The 19,863-nt window shown below is 70.5% G+C and carries 17 protein-coding genes and 1 riboswitch; of the genes, 7 read left to right on the plus strand and 10 right to left on the minus strand.

The window, feature by feature from the left end:
* Nucleotides 1-639, minus strand: a complete 639-nt coding sequence (locus A6048_RS03950) for a biliverdin-producing heme oxygenase (RefSeq protein ID WP_107748689.1) — start codon at nucleotides 637-639, stop codon at nucleotides 1-3.
* 190 nt (nucleotides 640-829) lie between these two features.
* Between A6048_RS03950 and A6048_RS03955 the strand changes: the two genes are divergently transcribed.
* The gene (locus A6048_RS03955; RefSeq protein WP_235027482.1) at nucleotides 830-1,306 is read left to right on the plus strand and encodes a MaoC family dehydratase; all 477 of its coding nucleotides are present in this window, start codon (nucleotides 830-832) and stop codon (nucleotides 1,304-1,306) included.
* Nucleotides 1,307-1,329: 23 nt separating this feature from the next.
* On the opposite strand, the gene A6048_RS03960 is transcribed toward A6048_RS03955, so the two are convergent.
* Both A6048_RS03960 and A6048_RS03965 read right to left on the minus strand, forming a co-directional pair.
* On the minus strand, nucleotides 1,330-2,487 hold the full coding sequence (locus A6048_RS03960) for a MalY/PatB family protein (RefSeq protein WP_107748687.1): 1,158 nt from the start codon (nucleotides 2,485-2,487) through the stop codon (nucleotides 1,330-1,332).
* Nucleotides 2,488-2,530: 43 nt separating this feature from the next.
* A complete protein-coding gene (locus A6048_RS03965; protein WP_146166368.1) occupies nucleotides 2,531-3,094 on the minus strand; it encodes a hypothetical protein in 564 nt (187 codons plus the stop codon).
* A 170-nt stretch (nucleotides 3,095-3,264) separates the two neighbouring features.
* Here A6048_RS03965 and A6048_RS03970 point away from each other — a divergent pair, with 170 nt between their 5' ends.
* The 4 genes from A6048_RS03970 to A6048_RS03985 all read left to right on the plus strand — a co-directional run bounded on the left by A6048_RS03970 (nucleotide 3,265) and on the right by A6048_RS03985 (nucleotide 9,461).
* Complete coding sequence (locus A6048_RS03970; RefSeq protein ID WP_107748685.1) at nucleotides 3,265-4,677, plus strand: nitrate/nitrite transporter; 1,413 nt, start codon at nucleotides 3,265-3,267, stop codon at nucleotides 4,675-4,677.
* A 35-nt stretch (nucleotides 4,678-4,712) separates the two neighbouring features.
* Nucleotides 4,713-6,827, plus strand: a complete 2,115-nt coding sequence (locus A6048_RS03975; protein ID WP_107748684.1) for a molybdopterin oxidoreductase family protein — start codon at nucleotides 4,713-4,715, stop codon at nucleotides 6,825-6,827.
* Nucleotides 6,827-8,257: an FAD-dependent oxidoreductase gene (locus A6048_RS03980; protein ID WP_107748683.1), complete on the plus strand. Its 1,431-nt coding sequence runs from the start codon at nucleotides 6,827-6,829 to the stop codon at nucleotides 8,255-8,257. The genes A6048_RS03975 and A6048_RS03980 overlap by 1 nt, the downstream gene beginning before the upstream one ends.
* 73 nt (nucleotides 8,258-8,330) lie before the next feature.
* Nucleotides 8,331-9,461, plus strand: coding sequence for a uroporphyrinogen-III synthase (locus tag A6048_RS03985; RefSeq protein WP_107748682.1), 1,131 nt, complete (start codon nucleotides 8,331-8,333; stop codon nucleotides 9,459-9,461).
* 211 nt (nucleotides 9,462-9,672) lie between these two features.
* Here A6048_RS03985 and nirD read toward each other — a convergent pair whose 3' ends face one another.
* The 5 genes from nirD to A6048_RS04010 form a co-directional block, all read right to left on the minus strand.
* On the minus strand, nucleotides 9,673-10,053 hold the full coding sequence (nirD, locus tag A6048_RS03990) for a nitrite reductase small subunit NirD (RefSeq protein WP_107748681.1): 381 nt from the start codon (nucleotides 10,051-10,053) through the stop codon (nucleotides 9,673-9,675).
* Nucleotides 10,054-10,088: 35 nt separating this feature from the next.
* Nucleotides 10,089-12,614 (minus strand): nitrite reductase large subunit NirB, encoded by a 2,526-nt coding sequence (nirB, locus tag A6048_RS03995; protein ID WP_107748680.1) that lies wholly within the window; start codon nucleotides 12,612-12,614, stop codon nucleotides 10,089-10,091.
* Between the two features lie 189 nt (nucleotides 12,615-12,803).
* On the minus strand, nucleotides 12,804-13,490 hold the full coding sequence (locus A6048_RS04000; protein ID WP_107748679.1) for a DUF3239 domain-containing protein: 687 nt from the start codon (nucleotides 13,488-13,490) through the stop codon (nucleotides 12,804-12,806).
* Between the two features lie 42 nt (nucleotides 13,491-13,532).
* Nucleotides 13,533-15,200, minus strand: a complete 1,668-nt coding sequence (locus tag A6048_RS04005) for a DNA repair helicase XPB (protein ID WP_107748678.1) — start codon at nucleotides 15,198-15,200, stop codon at nucleotides 13,533-13,535.
* 64 nt (nucleotides 15,201-15,264) lie between these two features.
* Nucleotides 15,265-17,661, minus strand: coding sequence for a helicase-associated domain-containing protein (locus A6048_RS04010; protein WP_107748677.1), 2,397 nt, complete (start codon nucleotides 17,659-17,661; stop codon nucleotides 15,265-15,267).
* A 102-nt stretch (nucleotides 17,662-17,763) separates the two neighbouring features.
* Between A6048_RS04010 and A6048_RS04015 the strand changes: the two genes are divergently transcribed.
* Complete coding sequence (locus A6048_RS04015; RefSeq protein WP_107748676.1) at nucleotides 17,764-17,961, plus strand: hypothetical protein; 198 nt, start codon at nucleotides 17,764-17,766, stop codon at nucleotides 17,959-17,961.
* Nucleotides 17,962-18,073: 112 nt separating this feature from the next.
* On the opposite strand, the gene A6048_RS04020 is transcribed toward A6048_RS04015, so the two are convergent.
* Both A6048_RS04020 and A6048_RS04025 read right to left on the minus strand, forming a co-directional pair.
* A complete protein-coding gene (locus A6048_RS04020; RefSeq protein WP_107748675.1) occupies nucleotides 18,074-18,706 on the minus strand; it encodes a transglycosylase family protein in 633 nt (210 codons plus the stop codon).
* An 11-nt stretch (nucleotides 18,707-18,717) separates the two neighbouring features.
* A riboswitch (cyclic di-AMP (ydaO/yuaA leader) is annotated at nucleotides 18,718-18,874 on the minus strand.
* A gap of 178 nt (nucleotides 18,875-19,052) precedes the next feature.
* A complete protein-coding gene (locus tag A6048_RS04025) occupies nucleotides 19,053-19,334 on the minus strand; it encodes a hypothetical protein (protein ID WP_107748674.1) in 282 nt (93 codons plus the stop codon).
* 121 nt (nucleotides 19,335-19,455) lie between these two features.
* On the opposite strand from A6048_RS04025, the gene A6048_RS18765 reads away from it, so the two are divergent.
* Nucleotides 19,456-19,857 (plus strand): cold-shock protein, encoded by a 402-nt coding sequence (locus tag A6048_RS18765; protein ID WP_107748730.1) that lies wholly within the window; start codon nucleotides 19,456-19,458, stop codon nucleotides 19,855-19,857.
* Nucleotides 19,858-19,863: the final 6 nt, after the last annotated feature.

Genomic DNA, 19,863 nt, shown 5'->3' on the forward strand with positions numbered 1-19,863 from the left:
TCAACGAATGCCGTGGGCCTCCAGGTCGAGGAAGATCTGGTGGTTGAGTTCGAAGGCCCGGGTGGCGGCGGCCAGAGCGGATCCACGATCTGCCTCGCTCAGCGGCAGGGCGTCGAGCGCGGCCCGGTAGCCGTCCTTGTAGACCTTCGGCTTGGCCACGTCGAAGTCATAGAAGCTCAGACCGGTCTCGATGCCGTAGTGGCGGCGCACCATGGTCTTGATGATCTGCCCGCCCGAGAGATCACCGAGGTACCGGACGTAGTGATGCCCGATCAGGGCGGCCGGGTCCGTGGCGCACGCGCGCAACTCGGCCACGTAGGTCTCGGTGGCGGGCACCAGGACGTCGCAGGAGCGGCCCTGCATGCGGTGCGACTCCAGGTCGGCACGCAGGGAGGCGGTCCGGTCGAGGCGCGGATCGAGGATGGCCGACAGGCGCGGGTCACCGCCGACTCCGCGGCAGGCGTCCTCGAGCGCCTCGTACACGGGGAGGGACTGCCGGAGGAGTGCGACCAGGCCGTCCAGGGTGCCGTCGCCGTTCATCAGACGGGTGATGAACGAGGCGTTCTCCGCCTGTTCATGCGCGACCATCGTCGAGTCGTGTAATGCTCTCGACAGGGGTGCGGAAATGATCGTCTCCATGGGTCCTCCGGGCTAGTTAGGTATGCCTAATGAGGGTACGGCAACAATAAGGGGATAGCCATACCTGGAGTGGATTTGAATGGCGTGAACAAATCCGGCCGTGAGGACGAGAATGCACCTACCGGATAATGCGTCAGGCACTCTCGTGGACTCCTTTCGAGGGTCGTTTCCGAGCGGAAGGGAATGTCGGATGGACACAATCGTCACCGTCGATGACCTGACTCCTGGTGATCGTCTCGAGCTCGGCCGACTCACTCTCACGGAAGAGGAGATCGTCGGATTCGCGGAGCAGTGGGATCCACAGTGGTTCCATACGGATCCGGAGGCGGCCGCCGGCGGTCACCACGGCGGGGTGATCGCCAGTGGGATCCACACCCTGGCCGTACTGCAGCGGCTCTGCGTCGAGTCGGCCTACTCGAGGTGGGCGGTGATCGCCGGACGTGGATTCGACCGCCTCCGTTTCACGACACCGGTCCGGCCGGGGGACACGCTGACCGGTTCGATGTACGTCACAGAGGTGAGTCCGGACGAGTCGAGAGGGCGGGTCACCCTGGAGCTGGAGATGCGCAACCAGGACGGGGCCGTGGTGCTCACCGCCACGATGACGGTGTTCCTGTGGCGGCGCGGCCACGGACCCACCGGCCCCGGGAGCGAGGGGTCGGCGTAGGTGGAGTGGGCAGAGAACCGGGCTCAGTCACGCCTCTCGGCGACGCGGCCCATCCGGGTGAAGGCTTCGGTGAGGAGCTCTTCCGAGCACGCGAAGTTCACGCGAGCGAACCCCTTGCCCTGGGAACCGAACGCGGGACCGTTGCTCAGCGCCACCCGGCCGTCGTCGAGGAACGCCGCGGCGGGGTCGTCGCCCAGTCCCGGGTAGGCGCGCAGGTCGATCCACGCCACGAACCCGGCGTCCGGCCGGCGCCACCGGGCGCGGGGAAGATGCTCGGCCATGAGCTGTTCCATGAGGTCGAGGTTGGACGACAGGGCGGCGCGCAGATCATCCAGCCAGTCGAGCGACCCGGTCAACGCGGCCTCGGCCGCGAGCGCGCCGAAGTGCCCCACCGCTCCGGACAGGGCTGAACGCCGGACCTCGAACCGCTCCGGGTTGCCGTTGACCACGAACGCACACTTGAGTCCGGCGAGGTTGAAGGCTTTGGACGCCGACGATATCGCCAGCCCCACCCCGCGCGCGGCCTCGGAGACGGCGAGGAACGACCGGAACTCGACCCCCGGCATGGTCAGGGGCGCCCAGATCTCGTCGGAGACCACCACCGCCCCGTACTCAACCGCCAGGTCGGCGAGCGCGGCCAACTCGTCCGAGGAGTGCACTACCCCGGTGGGGTTGTGGGGGTGGCTCAACAGCACTCCTCGCGCACCGTCCGCCAGCGCGCGCTCGATGCCCTCGAGGTCCAGCCGCGGGTCCTCGCCGTCGTGGTCGATCAGCGGCACCGCGACGGGCGACATTCCCACGCGCCGGAGCCACGGCGCGAACGGCATGTACACCGGCGGGGTGTAGATCACTCCGCTGCCGGCCGGAAGGGTACGCGCGAGCGATTCGCGCACCCCGACACCGACGTCGTTGACCGGGACCACCGAGACGGAATCGTCGGGGACGTCGTAACCGAAACGGGAGTAGTAGCGTGCGCACACGCCCGAGAGCCGCTCGATCTCGGCGAAGTACCCGGTGTCGCCGTCGGCGACCGCGGCGGCGAGGCGGTCCCGGATCGCAGGGGCCAACAGGACGTCGGTCTCCGCGACGAACAGCGGCAGGACGTCCTCCGGGTACGCCACCCACTTCTGGCTCCGGCGCCTGCGCAGGACGGACTCGGGGACATCCAGGGGGAACGGCACGGCGGGGGTCCTTTCGACCGGGTTCACAGGACCCCCAGGCTACTCAGCTGCCGGGCACGTACCCGGGATGCACCCACACGTCCCACACCGGACTCGAACCGTGGGGGGAGAGCGGCATCGTGGTCGAATAGGTGCCGGCCAGGCTGCCCCCGGAGTCCGGGGGAACGAAGACCCCGCCGGAGGTCGTCATCCAGCCCATCCGCTGCGCGAGATCATAGAGGCCGGTGTACGCCGACGTGGTGGATCCGGTCTGCGTGAAGAGCGAGTGCCAGACGTCGTTGACCATGGTGTCGTGCCGCAACTCCACGAGCATGCCGTCCGGGTCGAGCTGCCAACATCGCCCGTACGGGTGGCCGCGGTCGTTCGTGCAGAACAGCGGGCGAGAGGACCCGTGTGGTGAGAGCAGTCGGACCCGGTCGCCGATCATCCAGAACGCCGGCTGGTCCGGGGTGATGGTCTGCCCGGGCGCCAGCTCGACACCGTGACCCGGGATGAACGACGCACGCCACGCCTCGGTGGGCTGGGCGGACGCCGCGGGCGCGAGGCCCACGGCGAGGGCGACGGCGGCGACGACGCCGAGAACGCGGGGTGTGAACCGGGGTGACATGACCTCAGTCCACCACGGCGGCAGGCCCCTCACGGCCGATTCCGTCCGGCGTGAGGACACCGTGACCATCACGTCATCCCGGGTAGCGCCGGGGAAACAGGGCGTGCCTACCGTCGGTTCGCAGGGGGCACCGAGGGGGTGTCCACGTCATTGGAGAGGGGGTCGACTTCATGTCGCGCTCACATGTCATAGAGAACTGGGATCCGGAGGACGACGCGCAGTGGAAGTCCGGCGGAAGAAAGACCGCCATGCGCAACCTCTACTGGTCGGTCTTCGCCGAGCACGTCGGGTTCTCGGTATGGACCCTGTTCGCCGTCATGGTGCTGTTCATGCCCGAGGACGTCTACGGACTGGACGCGCCCGACAAGTTCCTCGTCTCCGCGGTGGTCACTCTCACCGGCGCGTTCCTCCGAATCCCGTACACCCTGGCCACCGCCACGTTCGGCGGCCGCAACTGGACCATGTTCTCGGCCTTCGTCCTGCTCATCCCGGCGGTGGCGATGCTGTGGATCATGGCGAACCCGGGTCAACCGCTCTGGATGTACCTCGTCGTGGGCGCACTCGCGGGACTCGGTGGCGCCAACTTCGCGTCCTCGATGACCAACATCAACGCCTTCTTCCCCCAGCGGGAGAAGGGCTGGGCACTGGGCCTCAACGCGGGCGGGGGCAACCTCGGAGTGGCCACGATCCAGGTGGTGGGCCTCGTGGTGATCGCTCTCGCGGGCAACCGCGCGCCCCACTGGGTGATCGGCGTCTACATCGTCCTGCTCGTCGTCGCGGGGATCGGCGCGGCACTGAAGATGGACAACCTCGCGCACCAGACGGTGGACGTGCAGAGCATGAAGGACATGGCCCGCGACAAGGACGGATGGGTGCTGTCGCTGCTCTACATCGGCACCTTCGGCTCGTTCATCGGCTTCAGCTTCGCGTTCGGCCAGATGCTCACCATGACCTTCATGGGTAACGGGCAGGAACCTGCACAAGCAGCGCTGCACGCTGCGCAGATCACCTTCCTCGGGCCGCTGCTCGGCTCGCTGACCCGGATGGTCGGTGGCCGTGTCTCGGACCGCTTCGGTGGGGCACGGGTGACCTTCGTGACCTTCTGCGGAATGGCGATCACCACGGTGGCGCTCGTGTACACCTCGAACGTCCAGGCGACCAACGACGGCCGGCTCGCCGGTGGCGCGCTCGTCCTGTTCTTCGTGGCCTTCCTGACGCTCTTCGGGCTCACCGGAGTGGGCAACGCCTCGGTGTACAAGATGATCCCGTCGGTCTTCGAGGCGCGCAGCCACGCGCTCGGTCTGGACGAGGCGGCGCGGACGACGTGGTCGCGGGCCCACGCGGGAGCCCTCATCGGGGTCGCCGGAGCGATCGGCGCGTTCGGCGGGTTCCTCATCAACATGACCCTGCGCACCTCCTACCAGTCGTCTGGTGCGGCCACGTCGGCGTTCGTGGTGTTCATGGTGTTCTACGTGGTGGCCGCGATCGTCACGCGTGTCGTCTACATGCGGGCTGCCGCAGGAGTCGACGCGGTCGCCGCGGCACCCCCCGAGCCCCGGGTGCCCGTGGGCGCACAGGCCTGACCGAGCACGCCTGACGACCGAGACGAAGAGGACACATGGTGCACGCGTTGCCGACAACCGGCTCCCCGACACACACCCACTGCCCGTATTGCGCGCTCCAGTGCGCGATGTCGGTGACCCCGTCTCCCGGCGACGGACCGGCGACGATCACCCCGGAGCAGTTCCCCACCAACAGGGGCGGGTTGTGCCGGAAGGGCTGGACGTCGGCAGTGCTGCTCGACCACCCGGATCGGATCACCACCCCGCTGATCCGGGTGGACGGGCACCTGCAGCCGACCGATTGGGACACCGCGTTGACCCGGGTCACCGACGGCATCCTGCGGGCACAGGCCTCGGGCGGCCCCGACGCCGTGGCGGTGTTCGGCGGGGGCGGACTGACCAACGAGAAGGCCTACACACTGGGCAAGTTCACCCGGCTCGCGCTGGGGAGCAGGCTCGTGGACTACAACGGACGCTGGTGCATGTCGAGTGCGGCGGCCGGTGCGAACCGGAGCTTCGGGCTGGACCGGGGGATGCCCTTCCCCGTGACCGACCTCGACGACGCCCGCGCGGTGCTGCTGATCGGTGCGAACCCGGCCGACACGATGCCTCCGTTCGTCCAGCACCTCGACACGGCCGCGGCGGCCGGCGGCATGGTGGTCGCCGATCCGCGGCTCAGCGCGACCGCACACCGGGCCGTTGACGGCGGCGGGATCCATCTCCGTCTGCGACCGGGTACGGACTCCGCGCTGGCGCTGGGCCTCCTGCACGTGGCCGTGGTCGGTGGGCACCTGGACACCGAGTACGTGTCCACCCGCACGTCCGGGTTCGACGACGCGTGGGCGATCGCGGCGGACTGGATGCCCGACCGCACGGAACGGGTCACCGGAGTCTCCGCCGACCAACTCGAACGCACGGTGGAGCTGCTCTCGAGCTCCCGTGACGCGGGCTCGGGCGCCTACATCCTCACCGCCCGGGGCGCCGAGCAGCACTCACGGGGGACGGACACCGTCGGAGCCGTGATCGCCCTCGCCCTCGCGCTGGGACTCCCGGGGCGACCCGGCACCGGCTACGGCACCCTCACCGGCCAGGGGAACGGGCAGGGAGGTCGAGAACACGGGCAGAAGGCGGATCAGCTGCCCGGGTACCGGATGATCACGGATCCGGCCGCCCGCGCGCACGTCGCCTCGGTGTGGGGCGTGGAACCGGAGGAGATCCCCGGCCCCGGGCTCTCGGCCTTCGAACTCCTGGACGCACTCGGAGAGCCCGGCGGGCCCACGGCGATGCTGATCCACGCGTCCAACCCCGTCGTGTCCGCGCCCGACGCCGACCGGATCACGGCCCGGCTCCGATCGCTGGACACCCTCGTGGTGGCCGACTTCGTCCTCTCCGAGACCGCGGAACTCGCCGATGTCGTCCTCCCGGTCCCGCAATGGGCCGAAGAGGAGGGCACGCTGACCAACCTCGAGGGACGGGTGCTGCGTCGACGCCGCTCGGTCACGCCGCCGGACGGCGCCCGGGACGAGCTGTGGATCTGGAACGAACTCGCGCGTCGGCTCGGTCGTGGTCCGGAGCGTTTCCCCACCGACCCACGCGTGGTGTTCGACGAGCTGGCACGCGCCTCCGCCGGGGGCAAGGCCGACTACTCCGCAATGGACTGGGACCGCCTCGACGCAGGGGAAGCCCTGTTCTGGCCGTGCGGCGCCGACTCGCCGGCCGGGACGCCGCGTATGTTCCTCGACAGCTTCGCCACCGGGGACGGCCGCGCCCGCTTCGCGGTGGCCGCCGTGGACCCACCCGCGGAGGACACCTGCCCGGACTACCCGCTGCTGGGAACCACCGGACGCGTGCTCGCGCACTACCAGTCCGGCGCTCAGACCAGGCGGGTTCCGGAGCTGGCCTCCGCCGAGCCCGAGATGTGGGTCCAGGTCCACCCGGTGGTGGCGCGGGCCGTGGGGCTCGACGACGGCGGGCGCGCCCGGGTGGTGTCCCGCCGGGGCGCCGTCGAGGCGCTCGTGCGGTGCGACGAGGACATGCGGACCGACACCCTGTTCCTGCCGTTCCATTTCGCAGGTGCCGCCCGCGCGAACCTGGTGACCCTGCCCGAGCTCGACCCCTACAGCCGTATGCCCCAGTTCAAGGCGTGCGCCGTACGGCTGGAGGCGGCGTGATGCGGGTCGTGGTGGTGGGGGCCGGGATGTCCGGTGCGCGGCTCGCCGAGGAACTGCGGCGCGCCGAGCCGGACCCCGAGAAGGTTGCGGTGACCGTCCTGGGCGCCGAGCCGGAGGCGCCGTACAACCGGATCATGCTCTCGCACGTCGTGGCCGGTGGGATGGGTGACCCGAGTGCCACCCGGCTCAAGCCCTCCGGATGGTGGGAACCCAACGCCATCGAGATGCGCACGTCGGCCTCGGTGCGTGGACTCGACCGCGCAGCCCGAGAGGTGGAGCTGATCGACGGGGAGCGCGTCCCCTACGACCACCTGGTGCTGGCGACCGGCTCGGAGGCCACCATCCCGCCGATCGACGGGGTGCGCGGACCGGACGGATCGCTCGCCGCGGGGGTGTTCCCGCTCCGCGACGCCTCCGATTGCCGGGGGCTCACCGCCCACCTCGACGGGAACCCCGGTCGGGTCGCGCTGGTGGGAGGCGGGTTCATCGGTCTCGAGGTGGCCTGCGCACTGGCGCGGTCCGGTCGCGATGTCGTCGTGGTCCATCCCCGCGCCTGGCCCATGGACTCGCATCTGGACTCCGGAGGCGGACGCGTGCTCATCCGCGCGCTGGACGAACTCGGCGTGCGGGTGGTGACGGGCGCGCGGGCTGCGCGATGGGACGGCACCGCACTGGGGCTCGACGACGGCACCGAGATCGAGTGTCGGACAGTCGTCCTCTCGGCGGGCACCCGCCCACGCACCCAGCTGGCCGAGGCCGCCGGGCTGGAGGTCGGCCGGGGGATCGTCATCGACGACGCCCTCCGGACCAGCGACCCGGACATCAGCGCGATCGGCGATTGCGCCGAACACCGCGGGTGCGTGACCGGGCTCGTCGGGCCCGCCTGGGATCAGGCCGGGGTGGTGTCCGCGCGGATCACGGGCACGGACCCCGGCGCGTGCTACCTCGGTGGTGTCGCGGTCACCAGGTTGAAGGCGTTCGGGGTCGACGTGGTCTCACTCGGGGAGCTCGCCGGGGACGTCCACGACCCCGGGGTGGAGGTGACCGTGGTCTGCGAACCCTCCCGCGGACGATATGCGCGCGTGGACGTGGTGGACGCACGGGTGACCGGTGCCGTTCTCGTGGGCCACCCCGAGCCCGTCGGATTTCTCACCCAGCTCTACGAGCACTCTCTTCCCGTCCCCGACGACGTATTGTCCGTGGTGCTCGGTCGGGCCACCGCCACGACCACCGACACGCCGTCGACCATGCCCGCCGCGGCCGTGGTGTGCCGGTGCAACGGGGTGAGCAAAGCCGACCTCGTCCATGCGTGGTCCGAGGGGGACCGGGACGTCGCGGCGATGGCGTCGCGCACCCGCGCCGGGACCGGGTGCGGAGGGTGCGCCGCGGCGGTGGACGGAATCTGTGGATGGTTGCGCGAATGCGCCTGATCACGACCCCGGCAGACCCCGGAACCCCTCCGACGACGGCAGGGAAACATGAACGACACACGATTGCGGCAGGATGGACATCGTGACCACCAACGAGGACTACCCTCTGCTTGGCCGAACGGTCGCTGTGACCGCTGCACGCCGGGCATCGGAACAGAAGGTCCTGCTGGAACGTCGTGGAGCGACGGTCCTGCACGCTCCGGCCATCCGGATGATCCCCGTGGCCGAGGACGAACTCGTCCGTTCGGCCACCGCCCAGGTGCTGGCCGCTCCGGCGGACCTGATGGTCCTCACCACCGCGACCGGGGTCCGCTGGTGGACGCAGGTGTGCGAGGAGTGGGGATTCTCCGAGGACCTGCACGCACTCATGGACCGGGTGCCGCTGTATTCGCGCGGGCCCAAGGTGACCGGGGCGCTCCGCGCCGCCGGACTGCGCGAACACGCGTCGGCGGCGAGCGAGGCGACCCCCGAACTGTTGCAGATGCTGTTGGAGCGTGGGGTCGACGGTCTCACGGTGGCCGTGCAACTGCAGGGCGCGAGTTCGGACTGGAATCCTATGGCTCCTCTGGTGGAGGGCCTTCGTGCGGCGGGAGCCGACGTGATCGTGGTGCCCATCTACCGATGGGAGCTGCCCGAAGACCTGGACGCCTTCGACGACCTCGTCCGGACCATCGCGCGCGCGGGCGTCGACGGGGTGACGTTCACCGCCGCCCCGGCCGTGGTGTCGATGCTCGAACGGGCCGAGCTGATGGGGATCCACGACGACGTCTTGGACGCCCTCTCCGGTCCGGTCGCCGCGCTCTGCGTGGGCCCGGTGACCGCGGAGCCGCTCGTGGAGCTCGGTGTACCCGTGTCGATGCCGGAGCGGATGCGACTCGGCGCGCTCATGCGGCACGTCACCGACGAACTGGTCGCCCGGTCCCAGCCCGTCGTGGTGGCCGGACACGAACTCACCGTGTGTGCGGCCGGGGTCCTGATGGACGGTCGGTCGATCGACCTCTCGCCGGCGCCACTGGCGCTGTTGCGTGCGATGGCCGACCGGCCGGGCAAGTGTGTGAGCCGCGAGGAGCTCCTCGCGGTGCTGCCCGGCGACGGCGCCGATCCGCACGCCGTGGAGACGGCCATGGGGCGCCTGCGTAGGGCGCTCGGGGTCCCCGGGTTGGTCACGACGGTGGTCAAGCGCGGGTATCGGCTCACGGTCTAGTTCACACGGCAAGCGGCCCCCGAGCATCACGGCCTCCCGCGAACTACGGGGCCCCGGGCACCAGAGCCGCCCGGACACGCTCCGCGTGCGACCGGGCCGACGGGACACGCTGCGCGTGCGACCGGGCCGACGGCACACAGTAAGGCGCCACCGCGTGGATCCCACCCGGTGGCGCCTCACTGCTCCGGAAGTCGTCCGGGCGGTGCCCGCTCTACGCGGCGATCCGCCGACCCTGGTGGCGGATCGCCGCCTCGGTGGAGACCAGGACGGTGCCGTCGACCACGCGGGCCGGGAAGACGGACAAGCCGTGCGACTCGTCGTCGATCCCACGCCCGTCCTCCAGTGCGTAGGCCTGCTTGCCGATGGGGGAGATCGCCACGGGTACCCCTGCGCGGTCACCGACGAGCCCGCGGCTCATCACGGCCGCCCGGGCGATCGGGTCGATGTTGCACAGGGCGTGGACGCTGCCGTCATCCAGGAGATAGACGGCGATCTGCCGGCCGTCGGGCAGCAGGGCGGCGACGCCCCGCCCCGGGATGAGGCGCTCGAGGGGGCAGACGACGATCTCGGCGGGGGACAGGGTTGCGGTCATGACGGTGTCCTTTCGGGGAGAGCTGAGATGGTTGATCAGACTCGTGCGGGCATACCGGGGGAACCGAGGAGAACGGGGACCTTGCGGCCGTCCTGTTCCTCGAACTCGACGGTCGGGTCCGGGGACTCGGGGGCGTTGACGAAGGAGACGAACCGGGCGAGCTTGTCGGGGTCGTCCAGAACGGCGGACCACTCGTCGACATAGCCGGCGACGTGCGCTTCCATCCGGTCCTCGAGCTCGGCGGCCAGACCCAGAGAGTCGTTGCACACGACCTCTCGCAGGTGGTCGATCCCGCCCTCCAGCGACTCGAGCCACGGTGCGATGCGTTGCAGCCGCTCGGCGGTGCGGACGTAGAACATCACCGTGCGATCGATGTAGCGGACCAACTGCTCGTCGGTGAGGTCTCCCACGAGGAGCTCGGCGTGCCGTGGTGTCGCGCCACCGTTACCACCGACGTAGAGGTTCCATCCGGACTCCGTGGCGATCACGCCCACGTCCTTGCCGCGCGCCTCGGCGCACTCGCGGGCACATCCGGAGACCCCCATCTTGATCTTGTGGGGTGCGCGGAGCCCGCGGTAGCGGTTCTCCATCTGCACGGCCATCGCGACGGAATCCTGCTGGCCGTAGCGGCACCACGAGGTGCCGACGCAGCTCTTGACCGTGCGCAGCGACTTGCCGTAGGCGTGTCCGGACTCCATACCGGCGTCCACGAGTCGCTTCCAGATCACCGGCAGTTCCTCGACGCGCGCACCGAACATGTCGATGCGCTGACCGCCTGTGACCTTGACGTACAGGTCGTGATCGCGAGCGATCTCGCCGATCACGATGAGTTGCTCCGCGGACACCTCGCCGCCGGGCATCCGGGGCACCACCGAGTAGGTGCCGTTCTTCTGGATGTTGGCGAGGAAGTGGTCGTTGGTGTCCTGGAGTGCCGCCTGCTCCCCGTCGAGCACGTGATCGGAGCTGGTGGAGGCCAGGATCGACGCGACCGTCGGCTTGCAGATGTCGCAGCCGGTCCCACGGCCGAAGCGCTCGATCAGACCGGTGAACGTCCGGATGCCGGTGACCGTGACGACCTCGAACAGCTCCGAGCGGGACTGGTCGAAGTGCTCACACAGTGCCGTCGACTGTTCGACGCCCTCCGCTTCGAGGACCTGTTTGAGCAGGGGGATGCACGATCCGCACGAGGTGCCGGCCCGGGTGCACGACTTGAGGTCGGCCACGTCGCAGGCGCCCCCGCAGATCGCCTCGCGTATGTCGCCCTTGGTGACGGCGTTGCAGGAGCAGATCTGCGCCTCGTCGGGGAGTGCCTCCACCCCGACCCCGGCATCGGTGCCGGTGGAGCGTGAGATGAGGGAGAGGGGATCGGCGGAGGGCAGCGTGCGGCCGACGAGCGGCTTGAGCAGCGAGTACGGTCCGGAATCGCCGACGAAGACGCCGCCGAGGAGAGTCTGGGCGTCGTCGCTCATGACCAGCTTGGAGTACGTCCCGGCGACGGGGTCGTTGACCACCACCTCGAGGCAGCCGGGCGTGACGCCGTGCGCATCGCCGAAGCTCGCCATGTCCACCCCGAGGAGCTTGAGCTTGGTGGACAGGTCGGCTCCGGTGAACTCGCCCTCGCCGCTGAGGATCTTGGCCGCCGCCACCTCGGCCGAGGTGTATCCGGGGCCGACGAGGCCGTAGCAGGTGCCGTCGATGGCGGCGCACTCGCCGATCGCGTAGATGTGCGGGTCCGAGGTCCGGCACCCGAGGTCGGTGAGGATTCCGCCTCTCCCGGCCGTGTCTAGACCGGACAGCGTCGCGAGTTCGTCTCTCGGGCGGACTCCCGCCGAGAACACCACGAACGCGGCGTCGATGACCGTGGTGATCCCGGCGTTGCCGGTGAGCCGGACGGTGAGGCCGTCGGGCGTCTCCTCGATCTCCGTGCCGGTCACCGAGAGGTGGATGTCGATCCCGAGTTCACGGATGAGCGAGGCCAGGACGTGTCCGCCACCGGCGTCGACCTGGAGCGGCATGAGCCGTTCGTTGCGTTCGACGACGTGCGGCGTGAGCCCGAGCAGGCTCACCGCGTTGGCGGCCTCGAGCCCGAGCAGCCCGCCGCCGATGACGACGCCGTGGGCTCCCGACCCGGCGCGTTCGGCGGCCGCCCGGATTCCGTCGAGGTCGTCGAGGGTGCGGTAGACGTGGCACCCCGGAAGGTCGTGGCCGGGGACGGGTGGGACGAACGCCCGCGAACCGGTCGCGAGGACCAGCGTGTCATAGGGGATCCGCTCACCCGACGAGAGTTCGACCTCCTTGGCGCCGCGGTCGATCGCGGTGACGAGGTGGCCCGACCGCACGGTCACCCGTGGGTCGGCGCCGTGCCGGGCGTCCTCGAGGTGGAGCGACTCGCGGTCCCATGCGCCGACATAGGAGGAGAGCCCGACGCGGTCGTAGGCCGGGTCCGTCTCCTCGCCGATCACCGTGACGGTGAGGTCGGCGGTGGCCCACCGGGACGCGAGGGTGGAGACGAACCTGTGGGCGACCATTCCGTGTCCGACGACGACGATGTGCTCGGTCATGTGGGGACCTCCTTCTAGCCTGTGCCGACCAGGCTAGGAACCGCGTGTTGCCGGGGAGTGGCGGCGGATCACGGTGCCGTGACGAGTTGCTCACAGGGGAAGGTCCGCAGGGTGAGGCTCCCGTTCCCGGGCGACAGCAGCGCTCAGGGGCGGAGGAGGCCGCGGGCGGGCACGGCTGTCGGCAGCCGGTCAGTCGAGGGGCAGGAGGTTGGTCGGCGACGCCGACACCTCTCCGACACGGTCGAGGTTCTGGCGCAGGGTCTCCCACTCGCCGGGGGGGATCTCCCTGACCAGGCGCCGCAGGACGGCGGCGTCCGGGGTGGCCCAGGCGACGGGCATGGGGGAGATGAACTGGTACAGGTTGTCGCCGCCGCGAGCGCTGCGGTTGCCGACCACCGCGACGCAGGGGACCCGTTCACCCACGCGGACATCGTGACCCGGGATCTTCTCGCAGCTGCGGACGGCCAGGGCGGGGAGCGTGCCCGCGGAGCGGTCGACCGCGCGATCGACCAGTGACAACAGGGTGAGCCCGCGCGGCCGGACCTCGGCGACGATGGCCGGCACCAGCTCAGAGGTGGCGTAGGTGTGTGCCATCGACCCCATCTTGCGGGGGATGTACCCGATCATCGCGAGGCAACCGATCGCGAAGACGCCTGCCATCGCGGCGATGATCCACCCCCATGCGGCGAGGTCCGAGTACAGGAGCATCCCGATTCCGGCGGCGAGCACGACGACGCCCAGGATCCCCGCGGACCACTGCAGACGACGCACCTCGGCAAGGCTCTCGTTGTTCTTCCGGACCCAGGCGTCGTCGACGGGGAAGTCGGTGAGGCGGTACTGCTCGTGCGGTGCGCGGGGGGCGCGATCGGAGGCCATGGACCCAGTATCCCAGGCCCCCCCGGCGCGGGTGCCCCCCGCTCAGCCGACCTCGGGGAGTTCCGGGCCGAGTAGGTCGTCGGCGTCGATGATCCGGTAGGCGTAACCCTGCTCGGCGAGGAAGCGCTGGCGGTGGGCGGCGTACTCGGCGTCGAGGGTGTCCCGGGAGACGACCGAGTAGAAGTGCGCCTGCCCGCCGTCCTTCTTGGGCCGCAGTAGCCGTCCTAGCCGCTGGGCCTCCTCCTGGCGGGAGCCGAAGGTGCCGGAGACCTGCACGGCGACGCTGGCCTCGGGCAGGTCGATGGAGAAGTTGGCGACCTTGGACACCACGAGCGTGGAGATCTCCCCGGCGCGGAAGGCGTTGAACAGCTTCTCCCTCTCCTTGTTGGAGGTCGATCCCTGGATCACGGGCGCGTCGAGCTCGATCCCCAGTTCCTCGAGCTGGTCGAGGTAGGCGCCGATGACCAGGGTCGGTGCGCCGGCGTGCGTGGCGAGGATCTTCTTGACCACCGGGATCTTGGTGCGGGCGGTCGAGCACAACTTGTACTTGTCCTCCGCCTCGGCGGTGGCGTAGAGCATCCGCTCGTTCTCGGTCAGCGTCACGCGGACCTCCACACAGTCCGCAGGGGCGATCCAGCCCTGCGCCTCGATGTCCTTCCAGGGGGCGTCGTAGCGCTTTGGGCCGATCAGCGAGAAGACATCGCCCTCCCGGCCGTCCTCGCGGACCAGCGTCGCGGTGAGCCCGAGACGGCGGCGCGACTGCAGGTCCGCGGTCATCCGGAAGACCGGTGCCGGGAGCAGGTGCACCTCGTCGTAGATCATCAGGCCCCAGTCTCGGGAGTCGAACAGCTCCAGCGCCCGGTGCACACCCTTGGTCTTGCGCGTGACGACCTGGTAGGTGGCGATGGTGACCGGACGGATCTCCTTGCGCTCGCCCGAGTACTCACCGATCTCGTCCTCCGTGAGTGTCGTGCGGGCCAGCAGCTCGCGCTTCCACTGCCGCCCGGCGACGGTGTTGGTCACGAGGATGAGCGTGGTGGCCTTGGCGCGGGCCATCGCGGCCGCGCCGACCATGGTCTTGCCGGCCCCGCAGGGCAGCACGACCACGCCGGACCCGCCGGCCCAGAAGGAGTCCGCGGCCATCTGCTGGTAGTCGCGGAGCTCCCAGGGCTCGGACTCGGTGGAGAGGGAGATCTCGTGGGCCTCGCCGTCGACGTACCCCGCCAGGTCCTCGGCCGGCCACCCCACCTTCAGCAATTCCTGCTTGAGCCGGCCGCGCTCGGATGCGTGGACGATGACGGTGTCGGCGTCGATCTCGGCCCCGAGCATCGGAGCGATCTTCTTGTGGCGCCTGACCTCGGCGAGCACGGCGGCGTCGAGCGAGATCAGGGTCAGGCCGTGGACCGGGCTCTTGACCAGCTGGAGTCGCCCGTAGCGGGCCATCGTGTCGGCGATGTCGACCAGGAGCGGCTGGGGGACGGGGAAGCGCGAGTAGTTGACCAGCACATCGACGACCTGCTCGGCGTCGTGACCGGCGGCCCGCGCGTTCCACAGGGCGAGCGGGGTGATCCGGTAGGTGTGGACGTGCTCGGGAGCGCGTTCGAGCTCGGCGAACGGGGCCAGGGCCTGCCGGGCGTCGTTCGCCTGATCGTGGTCGATCTCCAGCAATACGGTCTTGTCCGACTGGACGATCAGCGGTCCACCACTCACACGGTTCTCCTCGGTTCTCGCGGGCCCGCGTGGGCCCGACCCTCCAGTGTCCCGGAAATCCGCCTCAGCGGGTCGGGTCGACGTCGGAGACTGATATCACCCGGTGCAACGGCAAGGTCACTGCATCGGCGGAATCGGGCTCGACCCCCTCGATCCGCCCCCCTGCGACGGACGCGGGAATGATCAGTCGCGACGTCGATCGACCCTGCGCGTCGACGACCGAGACCGTGACCGCGGTGCCCGAACCGGCGGCCTCGTGGAGGCGGGCGATGGCGGACTCACCGGTGTACCCGCTACCCGAGCCGCCACGGGCCGAGCGGACGCGGTCAGCCGAGCGCATCGCGGTGATCGCCGCACGGAGCTCGGCGGGGGTGGCCGCACGCGTCGGGACGCGGGGGGCCCGCCCGGGGGAGGTGGCGCTGATGCGGGCCACCGGGCGGGTGAGCGCGACGACGGTGCCGGAGGTGTCCTCGACGACCGGCGCGTACCCGTGCTCCCGGAGGGCCTCGACGAGGTCCAGCGGACGAGCCTGGGAGATGAGGACGGTCGGGGCGACGGAACGCAGCGCGCAACTCTCGGCCACGGGCGACCCCAGAACCTGGGCCACCAGCGACGGGTCGTCACAGCGGATGAACGACAGCGCGGCGCCCACCCGCAGCCGGCCGTGCCTCCGTGCCACGTCCTCGATGAGGTAGTCCAGCGACTGCGGGACCGGGGTGATGGAGGTCCGGGCGAGCAGGTCCCTGATCCCGGCGGCCGTGCGGCCCGAGTCGAGGGCCCGGCGCAGCGACTTCTCGGTCACGCGGTAGGTGGTGGCGGCGCCCGCGGACTCGACGTCGGCGAGAAGGGCGAAGTCCGCGGCGAGCTCCGGAACGAGCGGTCCGGGCGCGAGGATGGTGAGGTCGGCCTGGACGATCACCTCGGAGACGGGTTCGGGGAGCGCCGCCGTCAGGACCGGTTCGAGGTCGTCGACTGTGGGGAGACCGGCGGTGGGGAGGCCGGCAATGGGGGTGCCGGAGGTCAGGAGTCTGGCCGCGGTGGTGGCGGTGGTCCCGACGACGAGGCCCAGCCGTTTCGCCTCGCTGACGGTCTGCGTGCACGGCCGTGATCCGGCCCGCGAGAACCACACCGGCGAGAACCAGCGCACGACCTCCGGCAGCAGGTCGTCACCGGGCTCGGAACCCGGGTCGAGTTCGGCGAGGGCACGGAGGACCCTGTCGCGTCCGCCTGACGCGGGCGGGCCGGTCGGGTCGCCCAGCGCGGGGACCGTGCCACCGCCCTCGATCTCGGAACCCACACGCCACGGTGCGCGGGGCATCGACCACCAGGCCAGGACGAGTTCCGCCCAGCGCCGTGCGCGATCACGAGCGGACCACACGTCCGCGGACTCCGTGGGCGCCCACACCGAGTCGAAACCGGCGTCGCCGACATCGGTGTCCCCGACGGCGATCAGACCGGCGGCCGCGAGGACCTCCAACAGCAGGGGGAGTTCGTGCTCGTCGACGCCGGCGGCCCGGGCGACACGACGGAGTTCCCGGACGCCCACTCCACCGGCTTTGAGGGTGGCGGCCGGATGGAGGGACAGCGCCGCGAGGACCGCGTCGCACCGGTGGAGGAGGTCGAGTGCGGCCACGCCCCCGGAGGCGTCGGCCCTGTCGGAGACTGTCGTCCCGGTCGTCGTCCCTGTCGTGGTCCCGGTGCTCGCGGAGCCGCGGGTTGACGCACCGGGCACCGACCAGGTGGGCACGTCGAGTAGGGACGAGCCACTCGGTCGGGCTCCGTGCCGGGCCCGGTCCAGGGCGTGGGCGCGGGGTACGACGACCTCGCCGTCGGCGGTTCCGGTGACCTCGGCGAGCCCGGCGTCGACCAGTTCCGAGGCCGCCGCGCGAACGGTCTCGGACGCGCCGGATCCGAGGGCACCGACAGGCGTGCGGCCGCGGGCGACGGCTCCGAGGACGCCCAACGCCCGTTCGGACAGGCCGCTCCACGCGGTGTCGAGATCGGTTCCGACGGGCTCTCCGGGGAGGGGGGCCTGCACGGGCGCTGCCTCGACCGCCGCCCCGGTGACCGGAACGATCCGGACATGGGCCGGATCTCCCCAGAACAGGGCGAGATCCCGGAGGGTGTCGACGGCTGCGCGGAATGCGGGCTCGTCGTGGTCGACACCGAGACGCCGCGATACCGCACCGAGCGGGACCGGGCCGGAATCGGCGCCGAGCGCGGCAGCGGTGGCCAATACCAGCAGTTCCGGCCAGGTCAGGGTACCCATCGCGCGCGCGGTCGACGCCGGCAGACGCAGTCGGGAGGCGAGCACGCCGAGAGAGGCCGGGGGAGGGGAGGCCACGTCCGCGCGCAGTTCGCACAGGCGGACCAGGGTGTCGTCCGACAGGCCGGCCAACCAGGCGGGGAAGTCGGGTTCACCGCTGGTCGGGTGTCGGGGCGTGGTGCGCGAGGTCGACATATCCGCTCCAGCCTAGTGAGATCCGGCCGGCGACGAGTAGCGGCGGCGGTGGTATCCGACCCGGTTGCTGACGGATCGGGCTCGAGGTGAGACACTTACCACGTGGCTGCCAAGAAACTGACCTACGACAACCCGGGATGGCCCGACGACTCGTTCGGCGAGCACCCGGTGACCGAACTAGCTGCTCTCGTTGCGGGGGGGCTGTCCCCCTTCGGGCAGGAGACCTTCCCGTTGCCGCAGGAGCGCCTGAACTACGTCCACCCGGTGACGGTGGTCAACAAGACCGTCCGGTCACGCTGACCTTCGCCGTAACGCGAGACTCGCCGTAACCAGAGACTCGCCGTAACGCGAGAACGGGCCGCCACTCCCTTCAGGGGGTGGCGGCCCGTTCCCGTGGTCGGGTCGACCGGTGTCAGTTGGCCAGGTAGGTGGCGAAGAAGCCGTCCACGGCAGCCTGGTTACCGGCGTAGGCGGAGTCGACGAGGTCCTTGTTGGCCTGGTAGCCGTCCGTGATCGGCAGTGCGATACCGCGACCCTCGGCGAACGCGGTGAGCGTCGCGACGTGGTCGGCGGCCGAGACGGCCTCCGGAGCGGCGGGCGCAGCCGGGGCGGCCGGGGCGGCCGGCGCGGGGGCGGGCTGGGCCACGTCGCGAGGCGTCGGGGCGGAGTTCAGACCGAGCTTGGCGGAACAGGCGGGCCATGCTCCCCAGCCCTGACCGGCGAGGGTCTTCTCGGCGATCGCGATCTGCTGCTCGCGGGTCGCCTGGTTGGCGGTCGGCGCGTACTGCGTACCGCCGTAGGCCGCCCAGGTGCTCGGCGAGAACTGCAGTCCGCCGTGGTAGCCGTTGCCGGTGTTGATTCCCCAGTTGCCGCCGGCCTCACACTGGGCCAGTCGGTCCCAGTCGGAGTCCGGGGCGGCGTTGGCGGCCGGGGCGAGGGCGAGCCCGGCGGCGGAGAAGGCGGTGCCCGCGAGGACGACCTTCACTGCCGTCTTGGGCGCGGAGGCGGTGGTGGCGGCGCGGTGCCGTCCGGTGTTCGAGGTCATATTCGCGTCAGTCCTTTTCACTCTGTGCCTACGAGGTGAGCTGTCGGGTTCGGACGAGTGCGTCCGGCCGCCTGCGGCGGCTTGACCCCAAGGCGACACGTGGTCGCCGGCCCGTGGTGGGCCCTGATCGGGTCCCCCGTCCCCGCCCGGTAACGGTCAATGTCGCATCGTCCGCAGGGCGGGGTTCGGTGGTGCGTCCGATGCCAACTCGCTGACGAGTCTGATGCGAACAGTAGCGGCTTGATGCCGGATCGTCACCATTCTGAGATAAAACCAGGTCACGCGGTAAGGCGGGAGGCAGCGTTATCGGCTTGTTACCTGGACGTTCGCTGAATGGTGCTTTCCGTCACACCCTGGGCGGTCGCGAGCCCAGAATCGCGTACAGCAGACCCAGGAGGAAGCCGACCGGGGTGAACACCATCGCGCCCAGATAGAGGAGGGTGGGCGCGTCCCGGCCGAGGACGAACGGGGTGAGTGCGGCGAGGATGGTGAACACCACCCCCACGGCGAAGACGGCCAGCGCAGCGACGAACAGTCCGCGGCGTCGGGGGCGGGTTGGGGCGGGCTCGGCCGCGTGGGGTGCCCAGGGGTCGTGGTCGTCGGCGGGTCGTCGGGCGTCTGAGGTCACACGTGGGAGGCTACCGGCCCGGCAGGGGCGCCGGACCAACGCCTCGACGAGGGTAGTGTCAGGTGATTCGTGGTGGTTGCCGGTCGCACGTGTGCGCGACCGCGTGGAGAGGTGGTTCGCCGTGCCCAGTGGCAGGGTCAAGTGGTACGACGCGGAGAAGGGCTTCGGTTTCCTGTCCCACGAGGGCGGGGAGGACGTCTACGTCCGGTCCGACGTGCTCCCGGACGGGGTGGACACGCTCCGGCCCCGCCAGCGCGTGGAGTTCGACATGGTCTCCGGTCGGCGCGGCCCACAGGCCCTGCGTGTCGTCGTCCACGAGGAGCCCGCCGTCGTGCAGGACCGTGCCCCCCGTGGCGGTCCCAGGCACTCGCCCGATGAGTTGCACGGGATGGTCGAGGACATGATCAAGGTGCTCGAGACGACCGTCCAGCCGGAGTTGCGGCGCGGCCACCGTCCCGACCACAAGGTGTCGGGACGCGTGGCGTCGGTGCTCCGCGCCGTCGCACGCGAACTGGACGCGTGACCGTAG

The sequence above is a fragment of the Dietzia psychralcaliphila genome (assembly GCF_003096095.1).
In the GTDB taxonomy this organism is placed as follows: Bacteria; Actinomycetota; Actinomycetes; order Mycobacteriales; family Mycobacteriaceae; genus Dietzia; species Dietzia psychralcaliphila.

Coding starts and splice junctions, on each gene's coding strand:
- A6048_RS03950 (WP_107748689.1), bottom strand. CDS start 639: ATGGAGACGATCATTTCCGCACCCCTGTCGAGAGCATTACACGACTCG.
- A6048_RS03955 (WP_235027482.1), top strand. CDS start 830: ATGGACACAATCGTCACCGTCGATGACCTGACTCCTGGTGATCGTCTC.
- A6048_RS03965 (WP_146166368.1), bottom strand. CDS start 3,094: ATGTCACCCCGGTTCACACCCCGCGTTCTCGGCGTCGTCGCCGCCGTC.
- A6048_RS03970 (WP_107748685.1), top strand. CDS start 3,265: ATGTCGCGCTCACATGTCATAGAGAACTGGGATCCGGAGGACGACGCG.
- A6048_RS03975 (WP_107748684.1), top strand. CDS start 4,713: ATGGTGCACGCGTTGCCGACAACCGGCTCCCCGACACACACCCACTGC.
- A6048_RS03980 (WP_107748683.1), top strand. CDS start 6,827: ATGCGGGTCGTGGTGGTGGGGGCCGGGATGTCCGGTGCGCGGCTCGCC.
- A6048_RS03985 (WP_107748682.1), top strand. CDS start 8,331: ATGGACATCGTGACCACCAACGAGGACTACCCTCTGCTTGGCCGAACG.
- nirD (WP_107748681.1), bottom strand. CDS start 10,053: ATGACCGCAACCCTGTCCCCCGCCGAGATCGTCGTCTGCCCCCTCGAG.
- nirB (WP_107748680.1), bottom strand. CDS start 12,614: ATGACCGAGCACATCGTCGTCGTCGGACACGGAATGGTCGCCCACAGG.
- A6048_RS04000 (WP_107748679.1), bottom strand. CDS start 13,490: ATGGCCTCCGATCGCGCCCCCCGCGCACCGCACGAGCAGTACCGCCTC.
- A6048_RS04010 (WP_107748677.1), bottom strand. CDS start 17,661: ATGTCGACCTCGCGCACCACGCCCCGACACCCGACCAGCGGTGAACCC.
- A6048_RS04020 (WP_107748675.1), bottom strand. CDS start 18,706: ATGACCTCGAACACCGGACGGCACCGCGCCGCCACCACCGCCTCCGCG.